The following is an 11,055-nucleotide window of genomic DNA, read 5'->3' as shown; positions in this document are numbered from 1 at the left end:
AAACAAGTCCAGCCTGGGCAACACCAAGATCATGCGCGGCGCCATCACCGCCGGTGAGATCGACATCTATCCCGAGTACACCGGCAACGGCGCCTTCTTTTTCTCTGACGAGGCCAATCCGGCCTGGAAAAATGCCAAGGCCGGTTTTGAGCGCGTGAGCGCGCTGGATCTGGAAAAAAACAAAATCGTCTGGCTGGCCGCAGCGCCTGCCAACAACACCTGGGCGATTGCGGTGCGCAAGGACGTGGCCGCCGCCAACAAGCTCAAGACGCTGGACGACATGGGCAAGTGGATCAGCGCGGGCGGCCAGTTCAAGCTGGCAGCGTCGGCCGAGTTTGCCGAACGCTCTGACGCGTTGCCAGCGTTTCAGGCTGCCTATGGTTTCAAGCTCAAACCCGATCAATTGTTGACCCTGGCCGGCGGCGACACGGCCGTGACCATACGTGCGGCGGCCGAGAAAACCTCGGGCGTCAACGCCGCCATGGCCTACGGCACCGATGGCCCGTTGGCTGCTTTGGGCCTGGTCATCATGGACGACCCCAAGGGTGTGCAACCCATTTACGCGCCCGCGCCCATCATCCGCGCCGAGGTGCTGGCCAAACAGCCAAAAATCAGGGACGTGCTGGCGAACGTCTTCAAGCATCTGGATGGCCCCACGCTGCAGGGCCTGAACGCCAAGATCCAGCTTGAAGGGCAGGACGCCAAAAAGGTGGCGGGCGAGTTTTTGCGTGCCAAGCAATTGATCAAGTAAGCGGGGGCCTGCGGCGTGCGGGGCAACCCGGCCTTTTCAGTGTTGGCCGCGCTCGGGCTGGGCGCGGTGCTCTGGTTGCCCTTGGTCACCGTGGCGCCCAACCGCCTGGTGTCGGGCCAGGGGGTGTCGCTGTGGCAGGTGGGGCAAACGCTGGCGGCGCCCGTCGAGGCGCTGGGTGTCTCATTGCCGGTGCAACTGCTCATGGTGGCGACGCTGCTGACGGCATGCCTGGCCGCCGTGTTCGTCAAAACGCCACGCTGGGCCGGCGCTGCGGTGCTGGTGTTGGCCGCGCTGCTGCTGCCGGGCTTGCTGGCGCTTGGCGGGCTCTATGCCGGGCAGGTGTCAGAAACCCAATCCAGCCTGGCGCGCACCGCGCTGGGCAGCGCCTTTTGGGTGATGACATTGGTGCTGTGGCTGGCCGTGATGGACGCGCTGCACCGTATGCAGGCGGGCCTGGCGCTTCGTGCCACGGTCTGGATGAGCATCGGCCTGTGTGTGCTGTGGCTGCTGGCCTCGGGTTGGTGCGACCAATTGTCTTTGATGAAAGAGTACGCCAACCACGCCGACATCTTTGCTGGACAGGTGCTTCGCCACCTGCAGATTGTGGTGTTTACCCTGCTGCCCACGCTGTGCATCGGCTTGCCTTTGGGCTGGGCCATCAACCATTCAGCCAGGTGGCAGCAGTGGCTGTTGCCACCGCTCAACATCATTCAAACGGTGCCCTCGATTGCCTTGTTTGGTTTGCTCATGGTGCCGCTGGCCTGGCTGGCCGCGGCCTGGCCGTGGTTGGCGACTTGGGGTGTGAGTGGCATTGGGCTGGCACCGGCCGTGGTGGCGCTCACCCTGTACAGCCTGCTGCCGGTGGTGCGCGGCGCGCAAGCCGGTCTGGCCCAGGTGCCCGTTGCCGTGCTCGACGCCGCGCGCGGCATGGGCATGAGCGCCGGGCAAATTTTTTGGTCGGCCCAGTTGCCGCTGGCCGCCCCGGTGATTTTGGCTGGCGTGCGCACCGCCACGATTCAAACGGTGGGCCTGGCCGCCGTGGCGGCCTTGATCGGCGCTGGCGGGTTGGGTGCCATCATGTTTGACGGGCTGTTTGGCAGTGCGCAAGACCTGGTGCTGCTCGGGGTGTTGCCCATTGTCGGGCTGGCACTGTTGCTGGACTTGGGCTTTGAAGTGCTGGCCCGGTGGGCGCAGCCACCCTCGGGAGCGCCCGCGTGATCAGGTTCGAGCACATTGGCAAGTCCTACGCCGGTGTTGCCGTGGTGGACGACCTGAACCTGCACATTGCCCGTGGCGAGTTGCTGGTGCTGATTGGCGCGTCGGGCTCGGGCAAGTCCACCATCCTGAAAATGATCAACCGGCTGGAGCCGCATGACGTGGGCCGCATTCTGTTTGACGGCCAGGAGATTTACGCCTTCAAGCCGCGCGACCTGCGCCTGCGCATGGGGTATGCGATTCAGTCGGTGGGCTTGTTCCCGCACTGGACGGTGGCGCGCAACATTGCGAGCGTGCCGCAGTTGCTGGGCTGGCCGGCGGCAAAAATCACCGCGCGCGTTGATGAACTGCTGACCCTGCTTGACCTGCCGCCTGAGCAGTACCGCCAGCGCTTTCCGCATGAACTCTCGGGCGGCCAGCAGCAGCGCGTGGGCGTGGCCCGTGCGCTGGCCGCCGACCCCGATGTGCTGTTGATGGACGAGCCTTTTGGTGCGCTTGACCCGGTCACGCGCGCGGCCTTGCAGCAAGAGCTCAAGCGCATTCACCAGCTCTCGGGCAAAACGATTGTGCTGGTGACCCACGACATTGATGAGGCGCTGCTGCTGGCCACACGCGTGGTGCTGATCGACCAGGGCAAGGTGGTGCAGGTGGCGACACCACTGGCGTTGTTGACCCAGCCTGCCAATGCGTTCGTGGCCGACTTTGTGGGCCGCAGTGACCTGGGGCTGAAGTGGCTGTCACTGCGAAGCGCGGTCGAGCTGGCGCGCGCGCAGCCGGCCGTGCCTGGCATCACGCTGCCCGCGCAAGCCTCGTTGCGTGAGGCGGTGTCGGCCATGGCCTTGCACCGGGTTGCCAGCGTGAATGTGGTGGATGCGGCGGGCCTGCACGCGGGTGTGCTGTATGCCGCCGACGTGTTTGCGCCGCCAGGCGGGTGCGCATAAATGTTGCTTGCTCGTGCTGCAAAAGTGTTTGCCCGGGACCGCCTGACCTGGGCGGCACTGGCGCTGGTTGTTCTGGTGCTGGCGCTGCCGGCGTCCGAGCCACTTTTTGCCTCCCTGTTCCCCGCGCTGGAGCGCCCGGTGTACCGCCAGGAGCCGTTTGCCCAGTTGCTGTGGCAGCACTGCGCCTTGGTGGGCGCATCAAGCCTGGTGGCGGTGCTGGTGGGCAGCCTGGCCGGCATCTGGGTGACGCGCCCGGCCGGTCAAGCCTTCAAGCCGATGGTGGACGCACTGGCCGCCATGGGGCAAACCTTTCCACCCGTGGCGGTGCTGGCGGTGGCCGTGCCACTGGTTGGTTTTGGTGAGTTGCCGGCCCTGATCGCGCTGGCTTTGTACGGCGTGTTGCCGGTGCTGCGGGGCACGGTGGCGGGCTTGCAGGCGGTGCCGGAGCCGATGCAGCAAGCCGCGCGCGGCCTGGGCATGACGCCCTGGCAAGCGCTGTGGCAGCTGCAAGTGCCACTGGCGCTGCCGGTGTGGCTGGCCGGGGTGAGGTCGTCGGTGATCATCAACATTGGCACCGCCGCCATTGCCTCCACCGTGGGCGCCAAAACGCTGGGCTCACCCATCATTGTTGGCCTGAGCGGCTTCAACACCGCCTACATCTTGCAGGGCGCGTTATTGGTGGGCCTGCTGGCCGTGGTGACTGACATGGCGTTTGAGCGCGTGGCGCGTCGCGTCGCCTGGCGCGCGTGAGGCCAGCAGGGCCTTTTCAAAGCGCGATGGCGTGGGCAGCAGACCTTGCAGCACGGTTCGCACCTGATTGAGCCGGGGGTCGCTGGCGTGCGCGTCGTCGGTGGTGTCGTTGATGCAAAAGAAGTCAAGCTTGCCAAATTGCACCGCCACCTGGTCGAGGCCGTGGGGGCCGTGCAGGTGGCCGCTTGACACATGCACATGGGCGTAGTCCCGGACTCTGGCCAGGCCATTGGCAAGCGACCAGCGCAGCACAAAATCCGACACGATGGTGGGCTTGTCCCAAGTGCGAAACACGGTGGAGCGCACAGCCGCAAACAACTCGGGCGCCAGCTTTTCCAGCTCGAACAAGACCGACTTGCGCATCGGCCGCGGCGAGTGCGCAAAGGTGCGGAACATCGGCGTGTCGTGCCCGGCGGTGGGAGCGCGGTCATGCAGCCACTGGTTTGACAGGCGGCAGGCATTTTCAAGCGCGGTGGCGTCCATGCGCAGCGGCTCGTTGCTCACCTCGGGCTCATCAGACCATCCCACATACACACCGCCTTGCCAAAACCAATCGTCCAGCTTGACCGGTGCCCCAAAAAACACGTCGTCATTGCAGTAAAAATAACGCTCGGACAAGTTGGGAATGCGGTGGATGTAGGACTCGATGTGGCCCGAATCAAAGGTGGGCAAGGCGCTCGCCGGGATCAAGTCCCGGTGGTCAATCACGGTGATTTGCGGGTGCGCCCGCAGCCAGGCCGGGGTTTGCGCGTCGGTCACGATGTAGACATGGCCGTGGTTCGGGAAAAACCGCTCCAGCGCGCGCAGGCTGTAGCGCAACTCGTCGTTGTCCCGAAACCGGCCCTCAACGTTGCCAAAGGCGGCCATGGAGTCGTGGTCGGCACCCAACTGCGTCAGCGCACGGCGTCGCTTGCTGCGCCAGATGAGGTCGTCACCATTGACCCACAGGTAAACCAGGTCAACGGGCTGGGTCAGGTCCATTCGGTTCAATCCAACAACAGTCGTCGGGCGGTCAGGCAACCTTGACACCTTTCCAGAACGCCACGCGGCCGCGAACGGCCTCGGCTTCAGGCTTGGGGTCGGCGTAGTACCAGACGGCGTCGGGGTTGGTGTCGCCATTGACGATCAGCGTGTAGTAGCTGGCCTGGCCTTTCCAGGGGCACGATGTCTTGTGGTTGCTGAAGCTGATGAATGCCTTGTTGAGCGAACTCTCGGGGAAATAATGGTTTCCCTCTACCAAAACGGTGTCGTCACTCTCGGCAATCACGGTGTTGTTCCAGGTGGCTTTCATGGGGGCCTTTCAAGGCGTTGAATTAAAAAACGAGTTGTACCGGCTGCTGCACCCACACGTGCGCCCCGAGCCTTGCTGCCGGCAAAAGCGGCGTGTCGACTGTCGCAATGTGCCAAAAAACACAGCGCAAACGACACGCAAACGACAGCGAGATGTACCAGAAGGCGCCGATTGGGACACAAACTGCTTAACCCTTGTTGTCCAAATGATTTTGCAAGCGGCCGCGCGAGGCTGCAAAATATGCACGCAAAGCAGTGCAGTCTGGCAAAGCTTTTGACAACTGTGGCGAGGTCATTTTTACAGCAGGAATTGCACCATGTCTCCACTCCAAACAGCCTCCCACGCAACGGTCATCAGCCCGAGTGACACCCATGTGTTTCACCGCCAGTTGCAACATGAATTGCCACTGGCGGTGTCCGGCAGGGGTGTCACCCTGCTCGATGCAGGTGGCAAGTCTTATATGGATGCCTGTGGCGGCGCGGCGGTGTCCTGCCTGGGGCACGGCCACCCTGAGGTGCTGGCAGCCATGCATGCCCAGATTGACCGGCTGGCCTACGCGCACACCAGTTTCTTCACCACCGAAGTGGCCGAGGAACTCGCCGATGTGCTGATCGAATCGGCGCCGGCCGGCATGAGCCATGCCTACTTTGTCAGTGGCGGCTCGGAGGCGATGGAGGCGGCGCTCAAGATGGCGCGGCAGTATTTTGTCGAGATCGGCCAGCCGCAGCGCCGCCATTTTGTGGCGCGGCGCCAAAGCTACCACGGCAACACGCTGGGCGCGCTGGCGGTGGGTGGCAATGAATGGCGCCGCGCCCAGTTCAAGCCGCTGCTGATGGATGTGACCCATGTGGCGCCCTGCTACGAATACCGCGACCGCGCGCCTGATGAAACGCCCGAGGCCTATGGCCAGCGGCTGGTGGCCGAGCTTGGGCAGGCCTTTGAGCGGCTGGGGCCGGAAAACGTCATGGCTTTTGTGGCCGAAACCATGGGCGGTGCCACTGCCGGCGTGCTGCCAGCGGTGCCGGGTTATTTCAAGGCGATACGCGAGCTCTGCGACCGCCACGGCATTTTGCTGATTCTGGACGAGGTGATGTGCGGCATGGGCCGCACCGGCACGCTGCACGCCTGCGAACATGAAGGCGTGGTGCCTGACCTGTTGGCCATTGCCAAGGGCCTGGGCGGTGGCTACCAGCCGATTGGCGCGGTGCTGGCGCAGAAAAAACTGGTGGAGGTGTTTAGAAGTGGCAGCGGCCTGTTCCAGCATGGCCACACGTATTTGGGCCATGCCGTGGCTTGCGCTGCCGCGCTGGCGGTGCAACGGGTGATTGCGCGCGACGGCCTGGTGGCGCAGGTGCGGGCGCGGGGCCACACCTTGCACGGCCTGCTCAAACAGGCCTTTGCCGAACACCCCCATGTGGGCGATATTCGCGGGCGGGGTTTGTTCTGGGGGCTGGAACTGGTGGCCGACCGGGCATCGCGCCAGTGGTTTGACCCGGCACAAAAATTGCACGCCCGCATCAAGCGCGAAGCCATGGCACAAGGTCTGCTGGTTTACCCGATGGGTGGCACGGTGGACGGGCGCTGCGGCGACCACATTTTGCTGGCACCGCCTTTCATTGCCAGCGAGGACGAGCTTGAGCAGATGGTGGGGCGCCTGGTCCGGGCGATGCAGCTGGCCATGCCGGCATGATTTTGGAGTATGCATGATTTGCATGAAAAGGCTGGGTTACTACTTACTCATTCATTCAGGGGGAGGTCTGCCTTTGATCTAAGATGTCACACCTTGGTCACAAACTATTTTTGGTCGTTCGAACTTTTAGCACTGGAGATTCCATGAAGAAATTGTCTTTTTATATCAGCGCCGTTGCCGCCGCCACCGCCATGCTGGCCCCCGTGGGCAGCGTGCAGGCGCAGCAAAAATTCATGACCATTGGCACCGGGGGTGTCACGGGTGTGTACTACGCCGCGGGTGGTGCCATCTGCCGCCTGGTCAACAAGGACCGCGCCAAGCACGGTTACCGTTGCTCGGTGGAGTCCACCGGCGGTTCGGTGGTAAACATCAACACCATCAAGGCCGGTGAGCTTGACTTTGGCGTGAGCCAGTCTGACGTGCAGTACAACGCCTACAACGGCGCCAAGCAGTTTGAAAAAGACGGCAAGCACTCCGACCTGCGCGCCGTGTTCTCGATTCACCCCGAGCCCTTCACCGTGTTGTCGCGCAAGGAAGCCAACATCACCAAGTTTGAAGACCTCAAGGGCAAACGCATGAACGTGGGCAACCCTGGCTCTGGCAGCCGCGCCGCCATGGATGAATTGCTGGCCTCCATGAGCTGGAAAACATCTGACTTTGGCCTGGCTGCCGAGCTCAAGGCCGACGAGCACGGTGCCGCCCTGTGTGACAACAAGATCGACGCCTTCTTCTACGGCGTGGGCCACCCAAGCGCCAACATCCAGGACCCGATCACCACCTGCGGCGCCAAGCTGGTGCCCATCACCGGCCCGGCTGCAGACAAGCTGGTCAAGGCCAACAGTTACTACGCTGCGGTTGACATTCCGGGTGGTTTGTATGCCGGGCACCCCAACCCGACACGCACCTATGGCGTGCTGGCTTCGTTTGTGAGCTCGGCCAAGGTGCCTGACGCCACGGTGTACGAGTTGGTCAAGGCGGTGTTTGAGAACTTTGAAGAGTTCAAGAAACTGCACCCCGCTCTTGTTGGTCTGGACCCCAAGCGCATGATCAAGGACGGCCTGTCGGCACCGCTGCACCCGGGCGCAGTCAAGTACTACAAGGAAAAGGGCTGGATGTAATCCTCCCAAGCTGAGCGTCTTCGGACCACAGCCGCAAAAAAAGCTCTGACCTGTCAGAGCTTTTTTTATGAATGACCATACTTTGATAAAGAGATTCTTATGAAATCAGCAACGGCCAACGACAGCGTGCCCGAAATTGACGTCGAAAAGTTCGTCGCCGACAACGACACCGGTGCCCGCAACCCCGGCCCGTTGATGAAGCGCTTTCTTCTGTTTGTGGCGCTGGCCTGGTCGCTGTTTCAACTGTGGATTGCGTCGCCGCTGCCATTCAGCACCGGTGTGCTGGTCTTCAACGACACCGAAACACGGGCCATTCACCTTGGCTTTGCGGTGTTCCTGTCGTTCATGTCTTATCCGGCCTTCAAGCGCTCGCCGAGCGACCGTGTGCCGCTGACAGACTGGATTTTTGCCATTGTGGGCACCTTTTGCGCGGTCTACCTGTTTGTGTTTTACCGCGAGTTGTCAACCCGGCCGGGGCAACCGACCACGCTGGACATTTATACCGGCCTGGTCGGTATCGTGCTGCTGCTGGAGGCCACGCGCCGGGTGCTGGGCTTGCCGATGGTGATTGTGGCGCTGGTCTTTTTGGGCTACACCTTTGGCGGCCCCTTCATGCCCGACATGATTGCCCACCGGGGCTTCTCGCTCAACCGTGCCATGAGCCACCAGTGGCTCACCACCGAGGGCGTGTTTGGTGTGGCGTTGGGCGTTTCCAGCAGTTTTATCTTTTTGTTTGTGCTGTTTGGCTCCTTGCTCGACAAGGCGGGCGCCGGCAACTACTTCATCAAGTCAGCCTTTGCGCTGCTCGGCCACATGCGTGGCGGGCCGGCCAAGGCGGCGGTGTTGTCGTCAGCGGCCACCGGCATTATTTCGGGCTCGTCGATTGCCAATGTGGTGACCACCGGCACCTTCACCATTCCGCTCATGAAGCGCGTGGGTTACCGCCCTGACCAGGCGGCGGCGGTCGAGGTGTCGAGCTCGGTGAACGGCCAGTTGATGCCGCCGGTGATGGGCGCGGCGGCTTTTCTGATGGTGGAGTACGTCGGTATTCCCTACATCGAGGTCATGAAACACGCCTTTTTGCCGGCCATCATTTCCTACATTGCCCTGCTCTACATCGTGCACCTCGAGGCTCTTAAAAACAATATGGTGGGGCTGCCGCGGCGCAGTACCGCGTCGGCGGGCGCGCGCCTGTTGTCATTTGGCCTGACCGTGGCTGGTTTCATTGTGCTGTCGGGTGCGGTCTACTGGGGCATTGGCTGGGTCAAGACGCTGATGGGCGACTCGGCAGTCTGGGTGATCGGCGTGGGCTTGCTGGCGGCCTATGTCGGCCTGCTGTGGTTTGGCGCCAGGCAGCCCGAGCTGGAGCTTGATGACCCCAACGCGCCAGTGTTTGAATTGCCCGAAACCGGCCCCACCGTCAAATCCGGCCTGCACTACCTGCTGGCTGTGGTGGTGCTGATCTGGTGCCTGATGGTCGAGCAGATGTCGCCGGGCCTGTCGGCTTTCTGGGCCACGATATTCATGATTTTTGTCATGCTGACGCAAAAGCCGATCATTTCCTGGTTCCGGGGCCGGGGAGATTTGGGGCAGGCTGCCAAACTAGGCTTTTTCGACCTGATTGAGGGCTTGGCCATAGGTGCGCGCAACATGATTGGCATCGGCGTGGCCACCGCCGCTGCCGGCATTATTGTGGGCACCGTGTCGTTGACCGGCATCGGGCTGGTGATGACCGAGATTGTTGAGCTGCTGTCGGGCGGCAACCTGATGCTGATGTTGGTGCTGGTGGCGGTCATCAGCCTGATTCTGGGCATGGGCCTGCCGACCACGGCCAACTACATTGTGGTCTCCACCCTGATGGCGCCGGTGGTGGTGGAGCTGGGCGCGCAAAGCGGCCTGATCGTGCCGCTGATTGCGGTGCACCTGTTTGTTTTCTACTTTGGCCTGATGGCCGACGTGACGCCGCCGGTGGGTCTGGCGTCATTCGCGGCTGCCGCAATTGCGCGCTGCGACCCGATCAAAGCGGGAGTTACCGCCTTTTTTTACAGCATGCGCACGGCCATCCTGCCGTTTCTGTTCATTTTCAACACCCAGTTGCTGATGATCGGCATCGACGGGCCGTTCCACCTGATCTTGACGGTGGTCAGCGCAACCGCGGCGATGCTGGTGTTTGCGGCGGCCACGCAGGGCCATTTTTTGGTGAAGTCGCGCTGGTATGAAAGTATTGCCTTGTTGTTGATTACCTTCACGCTGTTTCGCCCGGGTTACTGGTGGGACATGGTTCACCCGCCTTACACCGAGGTGCCCGCATCGCAGATCAGCCAGTTGATTGAGGCGCAACCCGCCAATGCCGGCAAGCGCATCTGGATTGAAGGCACGAACATCGATGGCAAGGACATCCGCAAGGGTGTGCTGCTGCCGCTGGGCCCCAAGGGCACGGCGCGTGAGCGTTTGGCCAGCGCTGGCGTGAACGTGATGGCGCAGGGTGACGAACTGCTGATCACGCAGGTGCGTTTTGGCAGTCGCGCAGAAAAGCTGGGCATGGAGCAGGGTTTTCGCATCGTCTCGGCTGAAACGCCGGCCGATCGCCCTGCCAAAGAGTGGATGTTCCTGCCGACCATTCCGCTGTTGCTGCTGGTGATTGCCTTGCAGCGCGCCCGCGCCCGCAAAGCCAAGCCGTGACCCGTGTCGCGCTGATCCACGCGCTGGCGCATTCGGTGGCGCCCATCAACTTGGAGATGGCGCGGGCCTGGCCGGCGTGCGAACGCATGAATCTGCTCGATGACAGCCTGTCAAGCGATCTGGCGCGCAGCGGCAGCGGGTTAGACGCGGCCATGCACCAGCGCTTTGAGGCGCTGGCAGCTTATGCCGAGGGCACAGGCGCGCAAGCCATTCTGTTCACCTGCTCGGCCTTTGGGCCATGCATTGACGCAGTGGCCGCCCGGCGCCCGGGCATGCCAGTGCTCAAGCCCAACGAGGCCATGGTGGCCGAGGCTGTTGCGCTGGGGCAGCGGGTCGGGCTGATCGCTTCTTTTGCGCCGACACTGGTCTCCATGCCGGCCGAATTTCCACCAGGAATCGAGGTGGTGCCACGCCTTGCCGAAGGCGCCATGCAGGCGCTTGACGCGGGTGACACTGCCGGTCACGACGACCGTGTGGCACAGGCCGCGCTGTGGTTGCAGCAGCAGGGCTGTGACGTGATTGCGCTGGCCCAGTTCAGCATGGCGCGCGCCGAGACGACGGTGCGCCAGGCCGTGTCGGTGCCGGTGCTGACCACGCCCGCCAGTGCCGTGCGCGTG

10 protein-coding genes are annotated in these 11,055 nt (G+C 62.8%); 8 read left to right on the top strand and 2 right to left on the bottom strand.

Features of this window, described 5'->3' with window-relative positions; all coding sequences use genetic code 11:
• The 4 genes from GPS82_RS11225 to GPS82_RS11210 all read left to right on the top strand — a co-directional run.
• On the top strand, nucleotides 1-751 hold a 751-nt coding region (locus tag GPS82_RS11225; protein WP_296494640.1), incomplete at its 5' end, for a glycine betaine ABC transporter substrate-binding protein.
• A gap of 39 nt (nucleotides 752-790) precedes the next feature.
• A complete protein-coding gene (locus GPS82_RS11220; protein WP_296494638.1) occupies nucleotides 791-1,969 on the top strand; it encodes an ABC transporter permease in 1,179 nt (392 codons plus the stop codon).
• A complete protein-coding gene (locus GPS82_RS11215) occupies nucleotides 1,966-2,907 on the top strand; it encodes an ABC transporter ATP-binding protein (protein ID WP_296494635.1) in 942 nt (313 codons plus the stop codon). The genes GPS82_RS11220 and GPS82_RS11215 overlap by 4 nt, the downstream gene beginning before the upstream one ends.
• Complete coding sequence (locus GPS82_RS11210) at nucleotides 2,908-3,657, top strand: ABC transporter permease (protein ID WP_296494633.1); 750 nt, start codon at nucleotides 2,908-2,910, stop codon at nucleotides 3,655-3,657.
• On the opposite strand, the gene GPS82_RS11205 is transcribed toward GPS82_RS11210, so the two are convergent.
• Together GPS82_RS11205 and GPS82_RS11200 are read right to left on the bottom strand one after the other, a co-directional pair.
• Nucleotides 3,580-4,638 carry a Stealth CR1 domain-containing protein gene (locus GPS82_RS11205; protein ID WP_296494630.1) on the bottom strand — a complete coding sequence of 353 codons (1,059 nt, stop codon included), beginning with the start codon at nucleotides 4,636-4,638 and terminating at the stop codon, nucleotides 3,580-3,582. The two genes, GPS82_RS11210 and GPS82_RS11205, sit on opposite strands and share 78 nt — an antisense overlap.
• A 31-nt stretch (nucleotides 4,639-4,669) precedes the next feature.
• Complete coding sequence (locus GPS82_RS11200) at nucleotides 4,670-4,948, bottom strand: DUF427 domain-containing protein (protein WP_296494628.1); 279 nt, start codon at nucleotides 4,946-4,948, stop codon at nucleotides 4,670-4,672.
• Between the two features lie 316 nt (nucleotides 4,949-5,264).
• Between GPS82_RS11200 and GPS82_RS11195 the strand changes: the two genes are divergently transcribed.
• The 4 genes from GPS82_RS11195 to GPS82_RS11180 all read left to right on the top strand — a co-directional run.
• On the top strand, nucleotides 5,265-6,638 hold the full coding sequence (locus GPS82_RS11195) for an aspartate aminotransferase family protein (protein ID WP_296494626.1): 1,374 nt from the start codon (nucleotides 5,265-5,267) through the stop codon (nucleotides 6,636-6,638).
• A 143-nt stretch (nucleotides 6,639-6,781) separates the two neighbouring features.
• Entirely contained in the window at nucleotides 6,782-7,756 is a 975-nt protein-coding gene (locus GPS82_RS11190) for a TAXI family TRAP transporter solute-binding subunit (RefSeq protein WP_296494624.1), read from the top strand.
• 99 nt (nucleotides 7,757-7,855) lie between these two features.
• Nucleotides 7,856-10,438, top strand: coding sequence for a TRAP transporter permease (locus tag GPS82_RS11185; RefSeq protein WP_296494622.1), 2,583 nt, complete (start codon nucleotides 7,856-7,858; stop codon nucleotides 10,436-10,438).
• A partial coding sequence (locus tag GPS82_RS11180; protein ID WP_296494618.1) for an aspartate/glutamate racemase family protein occupies nucleotides 10,435-11,055 on the top strand: 621 nt, incomplete at its 3' end. The genes GPS82_RS11185 and GPS82_RS11180, both read left to right, overlap by 4 nt.

Source organism: Rhodoferax sp., assembly GCF_011391645.1.
In the GTDB taxonomy this organism is placed as follows: Bacteria; Pseudomonadota; Gammaproteobacteria; order Burkholderiales; family Burkholderiaceae_C; genus Rhodoferax.
The sequence above is the reverse complement of the archived record's forward strand: the minus strand, read 5'-3'. Positions and strand labels throughout refer to the sequence as shown.

Excerpts from the sequence above, each read along its gene's own strand:
- GPS82_RS11210 (WP_296494633.1), top strand. The coding sequence starts at position 2,908 with ATGTTGCTTGCTCGTGCTGCAAAAGTGTTTGCCCGGGACCGCCTGACC.
- GPS82_RS11205 (WP_296494630.1), bottom strand. The coding sequence starts at position 4,638 with ATGGACCTGACCCAGCCCGTTGACCTGGTTTACCTGTGGGTCAATGGT.
- GPS82_RS11200 (WP_296494628.1), bottom strand. The coding sequence starts at position 4,948 with ATGAAAGCCACCTGGAACAACACCGTGATTGCCGAGAGTGACGACACC.
- GPS82_RS11195 (WP_296494626.1), top strand. The coding sequence starts at position 5,265 with ATGTCTCCACTCCAAACAGCCTCCCACGCAACGGTCATCAGCCCGAGT.
- GPS82_RS11190 (WP_296494624.1), top strand. The coding sequence starts at position 6,782 with ATGAAGAAATTGTCTTTTTATATCAGCGCCGTTGCCGCCGCCACCGCC.
- GPS82_RS11185 (WP_296494622.1), top strand. The coding sequence starts at position 7,856 with ATGAAATCAGCAACGGCCAACGACAGCGTGCCCGAAATTGACGTCGAA.